The organism is Nocardia sp. IBHARD005 (genome assembly GCF_052814245.1).
The window spans coordinates 2,792,688-2,812,009 of sequence record NZ_CP199935.1; the positions used below are offsets into that span (position 1 = coordinate 2,792,688).

Annotated in this window: 23 protein-coding genes; 8 read left to right on the plus strand and 15 right to left on the minus strand. The window is 66.1% G+C overall.

Features of this window, described 5'->3' with window-relative positions; translation table 11 throughout:
- Positions 1-19: 19 nt before the first annotated feature.
- The gene (locus ACTWPB_RS13065) at positions 20-163 is read right to left on the minus strand and encodes a hypothetical protein (RefSeq protein WP_446225911.1); all 144 of its coding nucleotides are present in this window, start codon (positions 161-163) and stop codon (positions 20-22) included.
- A 37-nt stretch (positions 164-200) separates the two neighbouring features.
- A complete protein-coding gene (locus ACTWPB_RS13070) occupies positions 201-494 on the minus strand; it encodes a hypothetical protein (protein WP_446225912.1) in 294 nt (97 codons plus the stop codon).
- A gap of 186 nt (positions 495-680) precedes the next feature.
- On the opposite strand from ACTWPB_RS13070, the gene ACTWPB_RS13075 reads away from it, so the two are divergent.
- Positions 681-1,355 carry a PadR family transcriptional regulator gene (locus ACTWPB_RS13075; protein WP_446225913.1) on the plus strand — a complete coding sequence of 225 codons (675 nt, stop codon included), beginning with the start codon at positions 681-683 and terminating at the stop codon, positions 1,353-1,355.
- Positions 1,356-1,382: 27 nt separating this feature from the next.
- Positions 1,383-2,855, plus strand: a complete 1,473-nt coding sequence (locus tag ACTWPB_RS13080) for a DHA2 family efflux MFS transporter permease subunit (protein ID WP_446225914.1) — start codon at positions 1,383-1,385, stop codon at positions 2,853-2,855.
- 11 nt (positions 2,856-2,866) lie between these two features.
- On the opposite strand, the gene ACTWPB_RS13085 is transcribed toward ACTWPB_RS13080, so the two are convergent.
- The 3 genes from ACTWPB_RS13085 to ACTWPB_RS13095 form a co-directional block, all read right to left on the minus strand.
- Positions 2,867-3,490: a Uma2 family endonuclease gene (locus ACTWPB_RS13085; RefSeq protein WP_446225915.1), complete on the minus strand. Its 624-nt coding sequence runs from the start codon at positions 3,488-3,490 to the stop codon at positions 2,867-2,869.
- A gap of 85 nt (positions 3,491-3,575) precedes the next feature.
- A complete protein-coding gene (locus ACTWPB_RS13090; protein WP_446225916.1) occupies positions 3,576-5,231 on the minus strand; it encodes a molybdopterin-dependent oxidoreductase in 1,656 nt (551 codons plus the stop codon).
- A gap of 44 nt (positions 5,232-5,275) precedes the next feature.
- A complete protein-coding gene (locus tag ACTWPB_RS13095) occupies positions 5,276-5,587 on the minus strand; it encodes a hypothetical protein (protein WP_446225917.1) in 312 nt (103 codons plus the stop codon).
- 367 nt (positions 5,588-5,954) lie between these two features.
- On the opposite strand from ACTWPB_RS13095, the gene ACTWPB_RS13100 reads away from it, so the two are divergent.
- Entirely contained in the window at positions 5,955-6,665 is a 711-nt protein-coding gene (locus tag ACTWPB_RS13100) for a cutinase family protein (protein ID WP_446225918.1), read from the plus strand.
- Positions 6,666-6,722: 57 nt separating this feature from the next.
- On the opposite strand, the gene ACTWPB_RS13105 is transcribed toward ACTWPB_RS13100, so the two are convergent.
- From ACTWPB_RS13105 to ACTWPB_RS13120, 4 genes are all read right to left on the minus strand, one after another.
- The gene (locus ACTWPB_RS13105; protein ID WP_446225919.1) at positions 6,723-8,519 is read right to left on the minus strand and encodes an AMP-dependent synthetase/ligase; all 1,797 of its coding nucleotides are present in this window, start codon (positions 8,517-8,519) and stop codon (positions 6,723-6,725) included.
- 92 nt (positions 8,520-8,611) lie between these two features.
- Complete coding sequence (locus ACTWPB_RS13110; protein WP_446225920.1) at positions 8,612-9,565, minus strand: alpha/beta hydrolase; 954 nt, start codon at positions 9,563-9,565, stop codon at positions 8,612-8,614.
- A gap of 17 nt (positions 9,566-9,582) precedes the next feature.
- Positions 9,583-10,416, minus strand: coding sequence for an SDR family NAD(P)-dependent oxidoreductase (locus ACTWPB_RS13115; protein WP_446225921.1), 834 nt, complete (start codon positions 10,414-10,416; stop codon positions 9,583-9,585).
- Complete coding sequence (locus ACTWPB_RS13120; RefSeq protein WP_446225922.1) at positions 10,413-11,960, minus strand: flavin-containing monooxygenase; 1,548 nt, start codon at positions 11,958-11,960, stop codon at positions 10,413-10,415. Before ACTWPB_RS13120 ends, ACTWPB_RS13115 begins: the two co-directional genes overlap by 4 nt.
- Positions 11,961-12,028: 68 nt before the next feature.
- Between ACTWPB_RS13120 and ACTWPB_RS13125 the strand changes: the two genes are divergently transcribed.
- Complete coding sequence (locus ACTWPB_RS13125; RefSeq protein ID WP_446225923.1) at positions 12,029-12,664, plus strand: TetR/AcrR family transcriptional regulator; 636 nt, start codon at positions 12,029-12,031, stop codon at positions 12,662-12,664.
- A gap of 139 nt (positions 12,665-12,803) precedes the next feature.
- On the opposite strand, the gene ACTWPB_RS13130 is transcribed toward ACTWPB_RS13125, so the two are convergent.
- Entirely contained in the window at positions 12,804-13,388 is a 585-nt protein-coding gene (locus ACTWPB_RS13130; protein ID WP_446225924.1) for a helix-turn-helix domain-containing protein, read from the minus strand.
- An 82-nt stretch (positions 13,389-13,470) separates the two neighbouring features.
- Here ACTWPB_RS13130 and ACTWPB_RS13135 point away from each other — a divergent pair, with 82 nt between their 5' ends.
- Together ACTWPB_RS13135 and ACTWPB_RS13140 are read left to right on the plus strand one after the other, a co-directional pair.
- Complete coding sequence (locus ACTWPB_RS13135; protein ID WP_446225925.1) at positions 13,471-14,538, plus strand: NAD(P)/FAD-dependent oxidoreductase; 1,068 nt, start codon at positions 13,471-13,473, stop codon at positions 14,536-14,538.
- A 145-nt stretch (positions 14,539-14,683) separates the two neighbouring features.
- Positions 14,684-15,295: a Uma2 family endonuclease gene (locus tag ACTWPB_RS13140; protein ID WP_446225926.1), complete on the plus strand. Its 612-nt coding sequence runs from the start codon at positions 14,684-14,686 to the stop codon at positions 15,293-15,295.
- A gap of 48 nt (positions 15,296-15,343) precedes the next feature.
- On the opposite strand, the gene ACTWPB_RS13145 is transcribed toward ACTWPB_RS13140, so the two are convergent.
- Both ACTWPB_RS13145 and ACTWPB_RS13150 read right to left on the minus strand, forming a co-directional pair.
- Positions 15,344-15,556, minus strand: a complete 213-nt coding sequence (locus tag ACTWPB_RS13145) for a hypothetical protein (RefSeq protein ID WP_446225927.1) — start codon at positions 15,554-15,556, stop codon at positions 15,344-15,346.
- A 100-nt stretch (positions 15,557-15,656) separates the two neighbouring features.
- The gene (locus ACTWPB_RS13150; RefSeq protein ID WP_446225928.1) at positions 15,657-16,223 is read right to left on the minus strand and encodes a TetR/AcrR family transcriptional regulator; all 567 of its coding nucleotides are present in this window, start codon (positions 16,221-16,223) and stop codon (positions 15,657-15,659) included.
- A 79-nt stretch (positions 16,224-16,302) separates the two neighbouring features.
- On the opposite strand from ACTWPB_RS13150, the gene ACTWPB_RS13155 reads away from it, so the two are divergent.
- Complete coding sequence (locus ACTWPB_RS13155) at positions 16,303-16,914, plus strand: hypothetical protein (RefSeq protein WP_446225929.1); 612 nt, start codon at positions 16,303-16,305, stop codon at positions 16,912-16,914.
- 744 nt (positions 16,915-17,658) lie between these two features.
- On the opposite strand, the gene ACTWPB_RS13160 is transcribed toward ACTWPB_RS13155, so the two are convergent.
- Positions 17,659-18,027 (minus strand): ADP-ribosylation/crystallin J1, encoded by a 369-nt coding sequence (locus ACTWPB_RS13160; RefSeq protein WP_446225930.1) that lies wholly within the window; start codon positions 18,025-18,027, stop codon positions 17,659-17,661.
- A gap of 159 nt (positions 18,028-18,186) precedes the next feature.
- On the opposite strand from ACTWPB_RS13160, the gene ACTWPB_RS13165 reads away from it, so the two are divergent.
- Entirely contained in the window at positions 18,187-18,660 is a 474-nt protein-coding gene (locus ACTWPB_RS13165; protein ID WP_446225931.1) for a hypothetical protein, read from the plus strand.
- Between the two features lie 92 nt (positions 18,661-18,752).
- On the opposite strand, the gene ACTWPB_RS13170 is transcribed toward ACTWPB_RS13165, so the two are convergent.
- Together ACTWPB_RS13170 and ACTWPB_RS13175 are read right to left on the minus strand one after the other, a co-directional pair.
- Positions 18,753-19,016 carry a type II toxin-antitoxin system RelE family toxin gene (locus ACTWPB_RS13170; RefSeq protein ID WP_446225932.1) on the minus strand — a complete coding sequence of 88 codons (264 nt, stop codon included), beginning with the start codon at positions 19,014-19,016 and terminating at the stop codon, positions 18,753-18,755.
- Positions 19,013-19,291, minus strand: coding sequence for a type II toxin-antitoxin system Phd/YefM family antitoxin (locus tag ACTWPB_RS13175; protein WP_446225933.1), 279 nt, complete (start codon positions 19,289-19,291; stop codon positions 19,013-19,015). Before ACTWPB_RS13175 ends, ACTWPB_RS13170 begins: the two co-directional genes overlap by 4 nt.
- Positions 19,292-19,322 lie beyond the last annotated feature (31 nt).

The window sequence follows — 19,322 nt, forward strand, 5'->3', positions numbered from 1 at the left end:
CGCAGAACACGCGGCAGGGTCAGGAAGCAGTGTTGGACCAGCGATCCGGGCGCGGACCCAGGTGATCCACCAGATCGCCATCAGTCCCTGGCTGCAGTGCCGACGCTTTGTCGACATCGTGGATGAACAGAGCGGGGCACCACAGCGAGGCGATCGGAACCACCCAACCCCAGAACGCCCGGGCAGGTCTTTCGGCGACCTCAGCGGGTCGGGATGATGCGGATTTCGAGACCCTTCAGGGTGGCGTCCTCGATGGGGACGTCGGCGTTAGAGGGGATCGAGCACAGCATGTTGACGCCGCCTCGCGCGACGTCGATGGTCGCCGGAGGCAGGTCCCCGTCGTTGTTGCGGCGTTCCTGGATGAACTTGGTGATCGTCATGCGCTGGTCGTCCGCGTTCTGATCGAGGTAGTCGTGGCAGAGGGTGTCGCCGCCGCGATTGAGTGCTCGTTCCAGATCGGCGCAGCCTGTGGTTGTGATGGCGACAGCCAGCAACGCGGCGGCTGTGGACCGGAATCGATATGCCCCCATCTGATCCCCCAGATCGTCATGTTCGACTGCTGTAAGTCTACGGCGGTTCTGGCACATCTGCCGGTTTCGACCTTGCCGACATATGTTCCGCTCCGTATATTCCTACTGGAGTATTCGGTCTGGAATAGCGAGCTGAATGGAGGTGGCGGGGTGGGGCAGCCTGGGCGGAATGTGATGACGCCGTTGGCTATCGCGGTGCTCGCGTTGCTCGATGAGCGGCCGATGCATCCGTACGAGATGTATCAGCTGTTGATCGCTCGGCGGGAGGATCTGCTGGTCAAGGTGCGGCCGGGGTCGCTGTATCACGTGGTGGCCCGGCTGGGCGACGACGAGATGGTGGTGGCGGAAGGGGTCGGCCGGGCCGGGAATCGGCCCGAGCGGACCACCTATCGGATCACCGATTCCGGGCGTACCGCGCTGCGGGGGCGGATCGCCGAGCTGCTGTGCACGCCGGTGCAGGAATATCCGATTTTCCGGGTGGCGTTGGCCGAGGCGCACACCCTCCCGCAGGAGCAGGTCGTCGCGTTGCTCGATGAGCGCGTGGCGTACCTGAGCCAGTCACGGACCGACCTGGACGTGCTGCTCGACGTGACGCGCAGCCGTGCCATCCCGCGCCGCTATTACGTTGTCCTGGAATACATTCGCGCCACTGTCCACGCCGAACTCACGTGGATCGAAGACTTCGCCGCCGAGCTCGGCGGCGGAGCCGTGCCATGGGAGCAATTCGACGCCGTCACCGGCGAACGGATCACCGACGATCACGCCCACGAATGGCCGGAGGGGGATCGCACCGCGCCCCGGCCCCGCTGGGCTGCCCGAAGCTGAATCCCTCCCGCGATTGGAACGAATTCGATGACCGCCCAACGCAATCCGTGGCTAGCACTCTTCGCGCTGGTGGTCGGGTTCTTCATGATCCTGTTGGATATGACGATCGTCGCGGTCGCCAATCCGGTCATCATGACCGAGCTCAGCACCGATATCTCCAACGTCATCTGGGTGACCAGCGCCTACCTGCTCACCTACGCGGTGCCGCTGCTGGTCACCGGCCGTCTGGGCGACAAATTCGGGCCGAAGAACATCTACCTGATCGGCCTGGCGATCTTCACCGCCGCCTCGCTGTGGTGCGGCCTGTCGGGCAGCATCGGCATGCTGATCGCCGCCCGCGCCGCCCAGGGCATCGGCGCCGCGCTGATGACGCCGCAGACGATGGCCGTCATCACCCGCACCTTCGCGCCGGACAAGCGCGGTGCCGCGATGGGCCTGTGGGGCGGTGTCGCGGGGCTGGCGACGCTGATCGGCCCGATTCTGGGTGGTGTGCTGGTCGACAACCTGGGCTGGGAGTGGATCTTCTTCGTCAATGTGCCGGTCGGCATCATCGCGTTCGGGCTGGCCGTGTGGCTGGTGCCTGCGCTGCCGACCAGCGACCACAAGTTCGACATCGTCGGCGTGATCCTCAGCGGCGTCGGCTTGCTCGCTCTGGTTTTCGGTATCCAGGAGGGCAATTCGCAGGACTGGTCGTTGCGGATCTGGCTGCTGATCGGCTTCGGTGTGGTGATGCTGGTCGTGTTCGTGATCAACCAGGCGCGCAACTCCGGTGAACCGCTGGTGCCGCTGAGTCTGTTCCGCGACCGCAATTTCGCGCTGTCGAACCTGGCGATCGCCGCGATGGGCGCCGCGGTCACCTCGATGATGGTGCCCACGTACTTCTATCTGCAGTCGGTGCGCGAGATGTCGCCGACCGTCTCGGCGCTGGTCTTCGCGCCGATGGCGATCATCACCGGCTTCGCCGCGCCGTTCATCGGCAAGATCTCGGACCGGCTGCCACCGCGCCTGCTGCCGAGCATCGGTTTCACCCTGTTCGCCGGTTCGGTCTTCAGCTTCGGCGTGCTCATGACGCCGGATTCGTCGATCATCTGGTTCCTGATCGCCGCAGGCGTCGCCGGTCTGGCCAACGCGTGCATCTGGGCGCCGCTGGCCACCACCGCCACCCACAACCTGCCGGTCGCCCGGGCAGGTGCCGGCGCCGGTGTCTACAACACCACCCGCCAGGTCGGCTCGGTTCTCGGTAGTGCCGCGATCAGCGCCCTGATCGCCGCCCGCCTGACCGCCAACGGTCTCGGCGGTGGCGGCCCGGTCGGGGAGGGCGCGGCCACCGGCCCGCTCCCGCCCCAGATCGTCGACGAATTCAGCGCCGCACTGGCCCAGTCGATGATCCTGCCCGCCTCGATCCTGGTGATCGGCATCATCGCCTCGGCCCTGTTCGTGGGCCATGGGAAGTCGGCGGGTAAGGCTACTGCACGGGAGAGGGCCGACGCTTCGGCCTGATGCAGACGAGGTCACCGCACCAGCTCACTCAACCGCTGCCAATCGATCTGGCAGCGGACCGGCGCCTCGACGACCGATTCGTCACCCGAGGGCCGCAACTCGAGGTGTGGGACGTACTGACCGAGTACGTGATCGAGGACGAAGATCTTGATCATGCTGACGCTGTTGCCGGCCACCCACACCAGCCAATACCACGGGATTCCCGCCAGGGCGTATTCGGACTTCTTGTCGGCGATATCGACCATTTCCGTGCCCGGTGAGACCACTTCGATCGCGATCTTCACCAGCGATGCGGGGAGCGGGCGCAGGTCGTTCGGAGCGCAGTCGAACAGTGCGACGTCGGGTCTGCGGATGGTGGCTCGCGGAAACTCCCACAGCACCACGTCGAAGTCCGTGCCGACATCCAGGCAGCCGCCGTACTGGCCGACATGTGCGAGTGCGGCGGCCTCCATGAGATCGGTCAGTCGTCGCGTGGCTTTCTGGTGCGCGCGATTCGGTGATTCAGCCCGCACGATGTCGCCGTTGACCACCTCGACCTGGCGGCAGTAGTCCTCCGGCAGCTTGCGCCAGATCTCCAGGGTCACCGGCTCCGGTTGCAGGTTGCCACTGGTCGCCCAGTCGAAGATGGCGGACACGTGCGCTCCTGGGTTGTGCTCGGTGATGCACGAATAAGGCCCATCTTGCCAGGGCCATGCGGCATCTTCCTGCACGTTCCCGGCTTTACTTGACCTGGATGGTCAGGGTGGGGTAGCCGGTGGCGCCGTCGGGGATGACGTCTTGTTCGACGGCGGTTTGGGGTTGGCCGGTGGTGTCGGTGGCGCGGGCGCGCAGGGTGTGCTGGCCGGGGGTGGCGTCCCAGTCGTAGACCCATTGGCGCCAGGTGTCGGTGGAGACCTCGGTCGAGAGGCGGGCGGGCCGCCAGTCGCCGTCGTCGATCTGCACCTCGACGCCGGTGACGCCGCGATGCTGGGCCCAGGCGACACCGGCGATCACGGTGCGGCCCTGCGGGATTCGGCCGCGGCCGCGGGGGGTGTCGATGCGGGTGCCGGTTTTGATCGGGCCCTGCGCCGACCAGCCGCGGCGGGTCCAGTAGGCGGTGGCCTTGTCGAAGCGGGTCACCTCGAGTTCGGTGACCCATTTGGTGGCGGAGACGTATCCGTAGAGGCCGGGGACGACCAGCCGTGCGGGATAGCCGTGCTGGACGGGCAGTGGTTCGCCGTTCATGCCGATGGCCAGGATCGCGTCGCGGCCGTCGGTGAGCACCGACAGCGGGCTGCCCGCGGTCCAGCCGTCCTTGCTGTGGGACAGCACCATGTCGGCCTCGGGGAGCGGGCCTGCTTCGGCGAGCAGTTCGTCGAGGCGGTAGCCGAGCCAGCGGGCGTTGCCGATCAGGTCGCCGTTGATCGGGTTGGAGACGCAGGCCAGCGTCACCAGGTGCTCCACCGGCGTGCGGCGCAGCAGGTCGTCCCAGCTGAGCCGGATTTCACGTTCGACCATGCCGTGGATGCGCAGCGACCAGGAGTCTGTGGATACCTGGGGAACGATCAGCGCGGTGTCGATGCGATAGAAGTCGCTGTTGGGGGTGATGTACGAGGTGAGTCCGGGCACCCGAAGGTCGGCGTCCGGCGGGAGTTCCGGCAACAGTGTTGCCGCCCTTGGCAATTCGACGGTCTCGCGCTCGGCTGTCACATCACGGCGGGCACCGCCGAGCAGCCGGCCGGTGAGCCCGGCTCCGAGAGCGAGCACCCCGGTCGCCGCGATCCCGCCGAGCACCCGCCGCCGCCCGGCCCCCGCGATCGATGCGCCGGTGTGGGACGGACTTTCATCGCTGCTGACATTTGACGTCGCGGTGGCCTCGCCGAAGCCGGCCGTGACTTCGCCGGAGTTCGCTGCGCCACCGACCGTCGATGAGGATCCGGCATCAGCGGATTCCGCTGCGGCGCGCGGCGAATCGGATATGTCGTCGATCCGCCTGGTCAGCCCGCGCAACGCGAGAATTCCAGCGGCGGTACCGATCAGTGCGGGCAGCGCACCGGCGAACCCGCCAACTCTCCCGGCGCCGATGACGGCCGCGACCACCCCGAAAATCGCGAACGCGACCGACCCGATCGGCCGAGACGTTCGCTCGAAGACCCCGGCGAGCCCCGCGACGACGACCGCGACAATGCCCATGCACACGAACAACACGGCCTTGTCGTTCGTCCCGAAGGTCGAGATCGCCCACTCCCTGACCCCATCGGGTGTGTGGTCGACAACCGTCGCCCCGAGTGCGTACGCGGGCGCACTACCGGCCCCGGTGAACACCGCGACCAACTCCGCCACGCCGAGTACCAGCGCAGCGGCCACGATCCCGGCCACTGCCCGCAAGAACGCCATGGACCGAGCCTACGTCGCGGCCCGATCGCCGGGCTGGGTCGCGGTCAGGAAGCCTTTCGGTGCCGGTACTCCTCAGCGGCCGCCAGCAGCACAGAGATCGGGACCGATTCCTCGTCGTCGCGGTTTCGCGAGATCATGGCCTCGATGGCTTCTCGCAACCACGCGCCAGTCGTCATGCCGCGGACCTTCGCGATCTCGCGGGCTTCCTCGAGTACGGCGGCGGGCATGCGAACGCTGTACGAAGCCATCGCACTACCGGGGGCATTGCCGGGATGCGCTGTCAGATAGGCCTTTTCGATCTCGTCGGCGATGTCGTTGCTGTCGTAGTAGTCGCGTGCCTTGTCTACATCACCCATGGTCATCTCGCTTTCCGGGTGTACGCCCGCCGCTCCGCATCGGTCATGTCGCGCGCAGTTGCTACATAGGCCCGACCGTCTTGGGCGGACGCGAACACGACCAGCAGGTACCGGCCGTGATACGTGCGACCGAGGAGCAGTGTGGTGCCTTCTCGGCCGGACATCGTGTGGAACGGCCGCTCAGTTGCCTCCCTCACCTCGTGCGGCTCGACTTGGTGTCGAGCGATATGAGCTTCGGACGCTGGTGTCCACAGGATGTCATCGAACACGACACAGCGTACCACGATCGTAATGCGACTGGCTTGGGTGATCGGCGCGCCGGTGGCCAAGGTGCTGGTGAACGCTCGCGGTCGGTAGTCTGCGCGGCATGACAGCACGTTCCTTCTCGCGATTCGTGTCTGCAGTCTTCCTGGCAGCCGCGATTCCCCTGGTATCGCCCATCCAATCCGCTACCGCCGCGCCCTGTTCCGACATCGAGGTGGTCTTCGCTCGCGGGACCGCCGAGCCTGGTGGCGAACTCGGTCTGACCGGTATGTCCTTCGTCGAAGCGCTGCGCGCGAACGCCGGAGGTCGCTCGGTCGGCGCGTATGGCGTCGACTACCCGGCAAGCAGTGACTTCGCCGACCGGCTCGCTTTCGCCCACACCGTTGTGCGGGGGATCGGCGATGCCCAGCGGCGGGTCGAGTACATAGCGGCGAACTGCCCGAGTGCCCGGATCGTCCTCGGCGGATACTCCCAGGGCGCGGCGCTGGCCGGGTTCGCGACCGGCACCGGTGTGCCCGAAGGGGTGCCGGCCGAGTACGAGTCGTATCTGCCCGAGTCGATGTCACCCGAGGTAGCCGAGCACGTCGCGGCGGTCGCGCTGTTCGGTAAACCGTCGGATCGGTTCATGCGCGATGCCGACGCGCCTGCCGTGTCGATCGGCGCACCGTATGCGGACAAGACCATCGACCTGTGTATCCAGGCGGACAACATCTGCGACGGTTCTCCACTCGCCCAGCCCAATGCCGTGCACACGCTCTACGGCATCAACGGAATGACCATCACCGCAGCACAATTCGCGGCGCAACGGTTCTAGCCCCCAGACACAAGAAAGGCCGGTTGCGACGTGCAACCGGCCTTTCTCAGGTCAGGGTCAGGAGTAGATCTTGTCTACTTCGCCCGCGTACTGCTTCATCACGACGGCGCGCTTGAGCGACATCTTCGGGGTGAGCTCGCCACCCTCCTGAGTCCAGTCGACCGGGAGGATGCGGATCTTCTTGATCGCCTCGGCCTTGGAGACCTTCTTGTTGGTCTCGTCGATCGCGGCCTGCACCTCGGCCACCAGCGTCGGGTTCTCGATCAGGGTCTCGATCGCGGTGTCGGCGGCGATGCCGTTGCGATCCTTCCAGCCCGGCAGGGCCTCCGGGTCGAGGGTGATCAGCGCGCCGATGAAGGGCTGGCCGTCGCCGACGACCATGACCTGGCTGATCAGCGGGTGCGCGCGCAGGGAGTCCTCGAGGATCGCGGGGGAGACGTTCTTGCCTCCCGCGGTGACCAGGATTTCCTTCTTGCGACCGGTGATGGTGACGAAGCCGTCGGCGTCGATGGCACCGAGGTCGCCGGTCTTGAACCAGCCGTCGACGAAGGATTCCTCGGTGGCCTCGGCGTTGCCCCAGTAGCCGTCGAACACGACCGAACCCTTGAGCAGCAGCTCGCCGTCTTCGGCGATCTTGGCCGCGTGGCCCTGGATCGGGCGACCGACCGAGCCGACCCGGATGAACGCGGGGGTGTTCACGGTGAACGCGGCGGTGGTCTCGGTCAGGCCGTAGCCCTCGTAGATCGTCACGCCGGCGCCACGGAAGAAGTGGCCGAGGCGCGCGCCCAGCGGGCCACCACCGGAGACAGCCGCCAGGCACTGGCCACCGAGGGCCGCGCGCAGCTTGCTGTAGACCAGCTTGTCGAAGACGAAGTGCTTGAGCTTGAGCAGCAGGTCGGGACCGCCCTTGGTCTCGAGCGCGGTGCTGTAGGCGATGGCGGTCTCCGCGGCGGCGTCGAAGATCTTGCCCTTGCCGCCGTCGTGCGCCTTCTGCTTGGCGGAGTTGAACACCTTCTCGAACACGCGCGGCACCGAGAGGATGAAGTCCGGCTTGAAGTCGCCGAACTGCTCGACCAGGGTGGTCCAGTCCGAGCTGTGGCGGATGGTCACCTTGGAATCGAAGGCGATCAGCGCGACGGCGCGGGCGAACACGTGCGCCAGCGGCAGGAACAGCAGGGTCTTCTGACCCTCGGAGACGAACGCGCTGAGCTCGATGCCACCCGAACGCGATTCCGCGTAGAGGTTGGCGTGGGTCAGCTGGACGCCCTTGGGGCGGCCGGTGGTGCCCGAGGTGTAGATCAGGGTCGCGGGGGAGGCCGCGCCGACCTGCTTGCGACGCTCGTGCACGACGGAGTCGTCCAGCTCGGCGCCGCGCTCGGTGAGCGTGTCGATGGCGCCCTTGTCGATCTGCAGGGTCTCGGCCAGCGCGGGCAGCGAACCGGCTTCGATCTCGTCGATCGTGGCGCGGTGCTTGCCGTTCTCGACGACCAGCAGCTTGGTCTCGGAATCCTGCAGGATCCACTTGGCCTGCTCGGCGGCCGAGCTGTCATAGATCGCGACGGTCACGCCACCGGCGGCCCAGATCGCGAAGTCGAGCAGCGTCCACTCGTAGCGGGTGGCCGCCATGATCGCGACGCGGTCGCCCAGCTCGATGCCGGAGGCGATCAGGCCCTTGGCAACGCCGGTGACGGCCTTCGCGAACTGTGCTGCGGTGACGTCGTTCCAGCCGCCGCTGCCGTTCGGGACGTTGAACAAGACCGTGTTCGGTGTCTCCTGCGCGAAGCGGAAGACGTTGTCGGAATTGTTCGCCTCGTCCGGGATGGTGTAGGAAGCCGGAACTTCGAACTCTCGCATCTGTGCCCTTCCAGTGGGTTCTACTCGCCAGTAATCTACGACACGTTCGGGCGGGTCGCGATATCGCCGCCCGAATTGCACGTCACCAGGCTTTATCGTAAATCGTCAATCGATACTGGCTGAATTGCTTCTCGCAGGAATTCTGCGAGTTCGCTCAGGGCCAGCGCTGCTTCGGTGACCAGCGCGGCCTGCAGTTGCGCGACATGCCAGAGGCCGCGGGTTTCGGTGAAGCGGACGTGCACGCCCGCTCCACGCAAGGCTGAGACGAGCTTGCAACACTGGTCGTGCAGGAGTTCGCTCACATCGACCTGCACATAGGTGGGCGGCAGGCCGATCAGGTTTCCCGACAGCGGGGCGTAACCCGCTTCGGTGGCGGCGGCGTCGCCGAGGTAGTGGGCGGCGCACGCCCGCGACCACGTCCAGTTGAGCACCAGGTCGCGGTCCCTGCTCGGCACCGCGGTGGGGTCCACCCACGGCGCGATGAGGCCGAGCGCGGCGGGCGTCATCTGATGCCGTTCGATCAATCGCTGGGCCAGCGCCATCGCCAGGCCGCCGCCTGCCGAGTCACCGGCCAGGCAGATCTGCTCGGGCAGGTAGCCGACATTGCCCACCAGGTCGAGGAACGCGGCCTCGGCGTCGTCGAGACCGGCCGGGAACGGATGCTCGGGCGCCAGCCGGTAGTCCAGCGAGTACACCGCGCACGAGCTCTCGCGCGCGAGCCCGGCCACCAGCGAACGGTGCGTGGCGATCGAACCGACCACGTAGCCGCCGCCGTGCAGGTACAAGATCGCGCCCGCGGCACGTTCCGGCGGGACCGCCCGGGTACGCGAACCCGGAATGGCGGTCTCGGCGATCACGCGCTCGGCGGGGCGCCCACCCAGCTGCAACTGCTGCACGACGGAACCGTCGGGCACCAGTTGCAGCCGGGAGACCGCATCGAGCAGAGCGCGCTGCACCACGACCGGTAGCCGCGCGTTGAGTGTCACCCGGAACACCGGGTGGAGCACCGTGCGGGCGATCGGCAGTGGAATCTTGAACTCGCGCATGGAGTTTCCTGGATCTGTCAGTTCGGCATGAAGCGGCCGTTGACCACGGCCGAGATCCGGCTGTAGCCGGAGGCGAGGAAGCGCACGCTCACGTCGAGCAGCTTGGCCTCCCAGCCGATCAGCACGCGGGCCTGGCCCTTGCGCACACCCTCGGTGATGGTCTGCGCGGCCATCTCCGGGCTGTGAATGGCCAGGTACTTGTCGAACAGGGTGGCGGCGTTGGCGCCGTCCATGCCCTCGGCGTAGGTGGCGTTGCGGGCGACCGCGGTCTTGATGCCGCCGGGGTGCACACAGGTGACCTTGACGGGCGCCTTGGCGACCTTCATCTCCTGGAACAGCGCCTCGGTGAAGCCGCGCACCGCGAACTTGGCCGAGTTGTAGGCCGCCTGGCCGGGCACGGCGACCAGGCCGAAGAGGCTGGAGACGTTGACCACGTGGCCGTCGCCGGACTCGATCAGCATCGGCAGGAACGCCTTGGTGCCGTTGACGACACCCCAGAAGTCCACATCCATGATGCGTTCGATGTCTTTGAACTCGGTCTTGATCACGTCACCGTGGTAGGCGATGCCCGCGTTGTTGTAGATCTGGTGCACGACACCGAAATGCGCCTTCACCTGATCGGCGTAGAGCAGGAACGACTCACGCTCGGCCACATTGAGCCGGTCGGACTTCACCTGCGCGCCCAGCTTCTCGCAGGAGGCGACGGTCTGGGCCAGGCCCTCGGCGTCGATATCGGAGAGCGCGAGCTTGGCGCCACGCGCGGCCAGGTTCTCGGCCAGTGCGCGGCCGATGCCGGAGCCGGCTCCGGTGATCACGCATACCTTGTTCGTGAAGTAAGCATCTTTGCTCACTGGGCTACCACTTTCTGATCGTCGGCGCGCGAGGCGTCAGAGGTTGTCACATTGTAGGCATCTACATCGAATTGTCTTGTGAGACTGCGGAACCGGAAGGTGAAGTCGGGCCACAGGGTGGTGTTGTTGCCGTGCTTGTCCAGGTACCAGCTCGCGCAGCCGCCAGTGTTCCAGACGGTCTTGGCGAGCTTGTCCTGCAGTTCGCGGTTGTAGGCCTGCTGGACGTCCTTGCGGACCTCCACTGTATGCAAGCCCTTGGCGTCGATGGTCGCGAGCGCGTCGGCGACGTAGTTGATCTGCGATTCGATCATGAACACCATCGAGGTGTGGCCGAGGCCGACGTTCGGGCCGACCAGGAAGAACATGTTCGGGAAGTTCTCGATCGAGGAACCCTTGTACGCCTGCTGGCCGACCTCGTCGAACACCTCCGACAGTGAGCGACCGTCACGGCCGACCACAGTCTCGTAGACCGGGGAGTCGGTGACGTGGAAGCCGGTCGCCACGATGAGCGCGTCGATCTCGCGCTCGGTGCCGTCCTTGGTCACGATGGAACCCGACTTCACCTCGTCGATGCCGTCGGTGATCACGTCGACATTGTCGCGATCCAGCGCGGGGTAGTACTCGTTGGAGATCAGCATGCGCTTGCAGCCGATCCGGTAGTTCGGGGTGACCTTCTTGCGCAGTTCGGAATCGCGGATCTCGATGGCCAGCTTGGCGCGCGATAGGCCTTCGAAGGCCTTCATCAGCACGGGGAACCTGGTCAGGCCGACGACCTGGGTCTCGCGGGCCGCGTAGATGGCCGCGCGCGACAGGCGCTGCACGCCGGGAAGGTGCTTGAACGCCAGGCGCTCGGGCAGCAGGTACGGGCGGTCCACGCGCGGCAACAGCCAGGGCGCGGTGCGCTGGTACACGTCGAGCGTGGCGACCTTGCTCGCGATGGCGGGCACGATCTGGATCGAGGAGGCGCCGGTGCCGATCACCGCGACGCGCTTGCCGGTGAGGTCGGCGTCGTGGTTCCAGCGGGCGGAGTGGAAGATCTCGCCCTCGAAGTCGTTGATGCCCTTGATATCGGGCAGCGACGGCTCGCACAGCGCACCGACCGCGGAGACCACGGTGTCGGCGGTGAAGTTGCCCTTGGTGGAGCCGATCTCCCACTGCGTGGTGGCGTCGTTCCAGCGGATGCTCTGCACGTCGCAGTCGAAGATGTGGCGGTCGAGCACGTTGTAGCGCTCGGCGACGCCCTTGATGTAGGACTGGATCTCGCCCTGCTTGGAGAACGAGCGCGTCCAGTCCGGGTTCAGCGCGAACGAGTAGGAGTACAGGTGCGAAGGCACGTCGCAGGCAGCGCCGGGGTAGGTGTTGTCGCGCCAGGTGCCGCCGACTTCGCTGCCGCGCTCGAGCACGAGGAAATCTTCGCGACCCTCCTGGCGCAGGCGGATGGCCAGACCGAGCCCGGCGAACCCGCTGCCGACGATGATCGTCTTCACGTGGCGGGTTTCGGCGACCCGGGGCACGACAACATTGTCTGTAACCTTACGACTCATGTATTGCAGACTACGGCCTTATTGAGGCGGAGTCAACAGCTATTGAGCCGAATTCAGTAGCGGCTAGGATGGCTGTTGTGAGTACCAGGAGTGCGGGAGAGACGAAGCGTGTGCGGCTCAGCCCCGAGGAGCGTCGGCTGCAGCTGATCACCCTCGGTGTCGAAATGCTTGTCGACCGGTCGCTCGAGGACATCGCGATCGACGACATCGCCAAGCAAGCGGGCATCTCGCGCGGCTTGCTGTTCCACTACTTCGCCTCCAAGCAGGAATTCCACGAGGCGATCGCCCGGCATGTGAGCGCCGAGTTCTTCACCGCGATCATGCCCAACCGTGAGCTGTCGCTGTTCGACATGCTGCGCGACTCGATCGAACGGTTCGTCGACTACGCCACCGAGAACTCCACGTCCTACCGTTCGGTGCTGCGCGGGCCCGCCAGCATCACTCCCGACCTGGCCGACTATGTCAACAAAACCCGTGGTGCCATTGCCGATCTCATCGTCAGCGAACTGCCGCTGCCGCCCGAGGATCCCGATCTGGCCCGGCTCACCTTGGCCATTCGCGGCTGGATCGCCTTCGTCGAGGAGACCATCCTCACCTGGATGATCGACAAGCCGATCAGTCGCGAGGCACTGGTCGACCTCTTGGTGGAGTCGCTGCCCGCGCTGGCGTTGAGTCCGGCGTTGATCGCCGCGCTACAGGGTTGAGTTCGGTGTTCACGGGATTGTGACCACCGACGAGACCATGCCCCAGCACCAGGAACTCGAGCACATCTGCGGACGCGCGAGCTGCACGCTCGGCTGAACGCGACGGGTCAGGGCCTGGAGTCCTGGCCCGTCGCCGCTGTCAGGCCGAACCCTTCGGGCGGGCGCGGAAGTGGGCGCGTTCGCCCTGTTTGCCGAAGAGACTGAGAAATTCGACCGACTGCTCGTCGGCGGCACCGAACCAGTGCGGCACATGGGTGTCGAATTCGGCGGCCTCGCCCGGGGCGAGGATGACTTCGTTGTCGCCGAGGATCAGGCGCAGGCGGCCGTTGAGCACATACAGCCATTCGTAGCCCTCGTGCACCTGCGGAGTGTCGGGGCGATTGCGCGCGCCGGGGGCGATGATCATCTTGAAGGCCTGGATGCCGCCCGCGCGTTTGGTGAGCGGGAGCATGGTCATGCCGTGGCGGGTGATCGGGCGCAGGTGGATGCGCGGGTCGCCGGTGGGTGGCGCGTCGACGAGTTCGTCGAGGGTGACGCCGTGCGCCTTGGCCAGGGGGAGCAGTAGCTCCAGGGTGGGCTTGCGGGCGCCGGATTCCAGGCGGGACAAAGTGCTGACCGAGATGCCGGTTTCCTGGGAGAGGTCGGCGAGGGTGGTCTGGCGCTGTTTGCGCAGGGTGCGCAGCCGGGGGCCGACCGAGTCGAGGGTTTGATCGAGGTCGTCCATGCTCTCCAGTTTGCCATGTCGGCAAACAAGTTTGCCAGTGTTTGCCGCTGGCGTGCACTGTGGATTCTCGAAGGAGGTCGAGATGACACAGCTGGAAGATTCGTACGACGTAGTGGTGCTCGGTGGCGGAGCCGCAGGGCTGAACGGCGCGCTGATGCTGGCGCGTTCGCGGCGCTCGGTGGCCGTGATCGACACCGGGGCGCCGCGTAACGCACCTGCTCAGGGAGTGCACGGACTGCTGGGACGGGAGGGGATGTCCCCGTTGGAGCTGCTCGAGCTCGGGCGCGCTGAAGTGCGCGGGTACGGCGGACACGTGGTGTCGGGTGAGGTTTCCGCGGTAGCCGGTGTGGGCACAGTGCGATCCGGTGAGAATATCGACGCCTCGCCGTTCGCTGATGAACCGCGTGCGACAGGTGCGGCCGACGGCGGTGCGGTGAGTTCTGCTGACTTCCAGGTGATCTTGGCCGACGGGCGAACCGTGACCGCCCGGCGCGTTCTCGTCGCCACCGGACTCGCTGACGAGCTCCCCGACGTCCCCGGTCTGCGCGAACACTGGGGCCACGACGTGCTGCACTGCCCGTACTGCCACGGCTGGGAGGTGCGCGACCAGCGCATCGCCGTGCTGGCGAGCGGCCCGATGTCGGTGCACCAGGCGCTGCTGTTCAGTCAGCTCAGCGACGACATCGTCTTCCTGTCCCACACGGCGGGCCCGGTGAGTGACGAAGACACGGAAAAGCTGGTGGCACGTGGCATCCGGATCGTCGACGGAAAGGTCGTCGAGGTGCTCGGCGCCGACCGTCTGACGGGCGTCCAGCTCGCCGACGGCACCGTCATCGAACGCGACGCACTGGTCGTGGCACCCCGCATGAACACCCGCGCCACCTTCCTCACCGATCTCGGCCTTGTTCCCGAACCGCACCCCTCCGGCATGGGCGAGCACATCCCCGCCGACCCCGTAGGCCGCACCTCGGTCCCCGGTGTCTGGATCGCGGGCAACGCCACCGATCCGTCCGCGCAGGTCGGCGCGGCCGCCGCAGCCGGCGCCATGGCCGGTGCGCAGATCAACGCGGAACTGGTGATGGCCGAAACCGCGGCCGCGGTAGCTGAACACCGAACCCGAGCCGGCTGGAACGAATCAGCATCGGTGTGAGGCGATCGGCCCTCGGCGCCGCGATCGTCGAGGGCCGATCGCAGTCCGCGGTGGTGCGATGACCCGGCCGAGCGAGGGTTCGGACGACGGCGGTCATGCCATACTTGGCAGGTCAAACGATCGCCGAGCGACGAGCGAGGAACCGATGACCGCGGATCCGATGCCATCAGGGGACAGGGCCCCGCTGAGCTGGCCGGTGCCGCCACCGGGGGGATATTTCGCCGAAGACCTGGACCGTTTGGCTGAACTGCCGCCGCATACGCAGCTCGTCGACGGGAGCTTGGTGTTCGTGAGTCCGCAGAAGATGTTTCACCTGCTGCTGATCAGGTTCCTCGAATGGCAGTTGATCGGGCAGGTTCCAGCGAAACTCGCCGTAATTCGGGAGATGACGGTGACGCTCGGTCCCCGTCAGCGACCTGAACCTGACGTGATGGTCGTCGATGCGGCGGGCATCACCGGCCTCGACCAGACGACATTCCGGCCGGAAGACGTTGTCCTCGCGATCGAGGTCGTCTCGCCGGACTCGATCGAGCGTGACCGCCACCGTAATCCCCAGCTCTATGCCGAAGCGGGCATCCCGCACTTCTGGCGCGTAGAGAACGTCGACGGCCGCGCGGTGGTGTACGCCTACGAACTAGATCCTGCGCAGCGCAAGTATTCGACCGCAGGCATCCACCACGGCCGCCTGAAGGTCGACGTCCCGTTCACCCTCGACCTCGATCTGGCCCGCGCCACGGACCCGAAAGGCTCCGTCTGACACAACAATGGCCCCGACGCAGGTCGCGGCGGGGCCATCCGGCAGAACTCAGGTCGCCGGGCACACCGTGCTGCTGAACGGGCACGGCTTGAACATTTCCCTGATGAGCATCGTCAGCAACGCGCTCCCGCTGCTCGCGTTGGCACTGCCGCTGTCCGCGACCTCGACAGCTACCGTCGGCGCGGCCGCCGCGGTTGCGGGTACCAACGCGCCGAGCGCCAGAATCGCCGCGCAGGCCATCACGAATTTCCCGATCGACACACTGTCTCCCAATTTTCGAAAAGTGTTGCCACAGAGTGGACGAGAAGGATGATGCCCCCTGAACCGACCGACCGGTAGCCCTGAAAACCGGGGCCGTCGATCAGTTCGGCGCGCTGCGCGGGTGGCCCTGTACGTCATCGATTGCCGCTGCCAGCAAGGCTCGGGCCCTTTCCGGAGAGAGTTGGCCGATGGTCACGTGGAGGGCTAGGCCGTCGAGTAGGGCGAGGAGAGTGTCGGCGGCGGTCGTCGGGTCGGGGTGGTGGGTGATCATGGCGGCGACGTGGTCGCGGAAGCCGAGTCCGTTTGTCGCCAGGGTTTCAGCGATCTGGGGGCGGACCGAGGCGAAGGCCAGGTAGCTGATCAGGATGCGGGCATCGGCGGCCGATTCGGGGTCGGTGGGCAGCAGCGCGGTGAGCATCTGGTGGAGGTCGAGATCGGGGCCCGCCGCGGAGATTCGGGCGGCGACCCGGTCGGCGATGGTGGAGGTGGCGAATTCCATCATCGCTTCCCTACTGGGGAAATAGTGCTGCACCTGGCCCGCGGAGACCCCTGCCTCGGTGGCGACATGGCGCAGGCTGATCGACTCCAGGCCGTCGCGGGCGAGCAAGCGCATCACCGCATCGCTGATCGTCGCGCGTCGAGAACTGTGATCCACCCGCTTCGGCATCAGCCCATCTTTTCACAATGCACTTGTATTGCCGTGCTCCATTTCTTTACAATGCGAGTGTATTGAAAAGGAGGGTCCCATGCGCCCGATCATCCAGCTCGCACGGTCTTTCGTTCGCCTCGAGGTCGACATATGGGTGAGCCTGGGGCGGGCAGTCGCCCGCCGTCCCGACACCGGCAGCGGCACACCGATTCGGTACGCGGGCGCGGTGTCGGCGGTCATCTGGGCGTTCATCGTGGTCAGCGCAGTGGAGATCCCGGCGGTTCACCTGCTGATTCCGTGGCCCGCGGCGCGGATCGTCGCCCTGGGTCTCGGGGTCTGGGGATTGTTGTGGATGGCTGGAATGCTGGCCGCGCACCACATGTATCCACACGTGCTCACCGCTGACGTCCTGCGTGTGCGCTATCTGCGACGCTTCGGCCTCGATATCGCCCTAGCCGACATCCGGGCGGTCCGGCACGATCTGCGGGCCTACGACGGCGCGAAGTCGGTGCAGCTCACCGGAACCGGCGACGAAACGCTAGCCGTGATCGTCGGCAGCTCGACGAATGTCCGCGTCCTGCTGGCCGAACCCCGGACCTTCCGCACCACGCACGGCGACTTCACCACGAGCGCCGTCGCCTTCTGGGCCGACGACCCGCAGGCCGCGGCCGCCTCGATCCGCGCGGCCATACCGAACCGGGCCATCTGAGGCGCCAGCCGACCGGGAAGGGCCGGGGCGTGGGCCGGACCCTGCGCTGCGCGGCATCGATGTCCTCCTGATACACCCGAGTTCGGATCGCGGGGAAGCAGAAATCGCGGATTCGGAATCGTAGCGGCTTCGGCCTGCATTGAGGACTGCGCAAGCTGCCGAGAGACCACAGGCGAACCGATAACGTCCGTGGCTGGGGCCGATAGCCGGGATTGACGATATCCGGCCTCGGTATCGCCCCAGCTATGCCTTGGTGAGGGATGTCCTCAGGTCTGGCTCGGCCGGAGCCGTCGCATCCGCTACAGCGGCCATTGGAGTCGTCGCCGCTGCCCCAGCAGCCTCGACACAGCCGCCCCTGCAACCACAATCGGCGGATTCTGTGCTTGTTGGCCCAATGTATCCCGATACTCAGCACTCCCGCGCCGAACCACAGGAGCGATACCCACTTGGTCTCGGCGAACAGTGCGGCCATCCCGGCACACAGCAGCAACAGTCCAACGCCGAGCATTGCGAATCAGCCTCCTATAGCACTGAGCAATTCTATTGTCGTATCAGGCAGTTCAGGGGTCTATTGCTCTGGGCGGCAGTGAGTTGGCTGCGTGAGTGGGTCTGTACCTCGTAGCTCGTGACGAAGGTGTGCGCGCTCCGCCCCGACGCCCGAATCCACCGATGTGGCCAGTCGTCATCGAGTTGCCTCGTGCAGAGAAGAGTATCGCTTCGAATCATGCAGCCGGAGAACGAGGTTCAGGCCGTTGCGGGCAGGGGTGCGTCGCCGGGGAAGCGGCGGACGACCTCGATCCCGCCGACGATGTTGCGGTTGAATTCGTCGAGATCCTCTGCGGGGATCCAGTATTCGAGGATGTCGCGGCCACCGGCCTGCTGCACGTCGTAGCGGTCGAGGTAGGTGGTGTCGACCTCGAAACGGGTGACGTAGCCCGCGCCGGAGGCTGCGACATTCCAGTCTCTGGCGATGAGGATCGCGTAGGCCTCGTTGAGGACCGGGTAGAAGATCGGTTGGTCGGGCAGACGCGGTGGCCAGGTACGCCAACCGGATTCGGCGACCAGGGCGAGCTCTTGGGGGCCGGTCGGGCGCCACAGTGTCGTTGTGTGCATCCAGGAACCGTAATCGGGTCAGGTGACGGGGGCCAGCGGGTTTCAGACCGTGGCCGAAGGGACCGATGCTGTTGTCGCGATGGCCACGATCGAGCGGGACGGGCCGACCGGCGGATTTTTCGACAGAATGGGCACCGCGCCGTGGTGAAAGCAGGAGCGGTGAAAGTAGGCGCACTGCTCGCCATCCTGCTCGCGGGCGTATCCGTCGCCGTTTATCTGATCAGATCGGAAAATCCAGTGCCAGCACAGAACTCATCCCAGACCGTGCTCTCGATCGGTCTGCACCCCAGCGCCGTCGACTACTCCAACTACCCGAACCTCGACGAAGCCACGCTGACCGCCCGCATCGAGGCAGGAGAATCCGCTTTGCGCGCCGCTGGATTCGATATCGTCTCCTGCCAGCTGCCTGCCGACCCCGATGCGGCGGAGGCGAAGTTGCGCGAGTGCGCGGCGGGCGGCACCTTTCGGGTCGCGATGATCGGCGCGGGCGTGCGGATGGCTCCCGAACACACCCTGCTGTTCGAGCGGCTGGTCAACGTCGCCGCCGATCTGTCTCCGGGAATTCGATTCTGCTTCAACACTTCTCCGGAGTCCACGATCGACGCCCTGCGCCGCTGGGTCGAGCCACGCTGAGTATCGGTGGCCGGCGACTCATTCAGTAGTCGCGGCCGACATTGCCCGGACCTTGACGCGCGTGCTCGAGTCGGCCAAGGGAACTGTTGGGTCTATTCGTAGATATCGCGGCGGTGACCGGCGGTGACCACGAGTATGACCAGTTTGCCGTCGTCCACTTCGTAGACCAGTCGGTAGCTCCCCACTCGCAGGCGGAATCCGGGGCGGCCGGTCAGCGCTTTTACGTCTACGCCGTCGCGCCGGTATGGATCGTCGCCGAGAAGGGTCAATGCCATCAGCAGGCGGATGGCGTCGTGCTGCGGAATCGAACGCAATGCGCGGCGGGCGGTGGGAGACCAGCAGAATTCGTACTTCACGCTGCGCCTTCGTGGCCATGGGCCAGGATGTCGTCCATCATCTGGCCGAGGGTGATGTTGGCGGGTTCACCACCCTCCGCGAGCGCCGCATCGGCCATGCGGCCCAACTGCTCATCTTCCCACTCTTCGAGTTTGGCCAGCATGAACAGCGGAATCACGGCAGCAGCGGGCTCGCCCGCGCGAGTGATGACGGTGACATGCCCGTCTTGGGCAGCAGCAGTGACGACGGCGGGTAACTGGGCACGAGCTTCCCTGATGCTGAGCTGATCGTCCATGAGACAAGCGTACGCCGATCGGTGTACACAC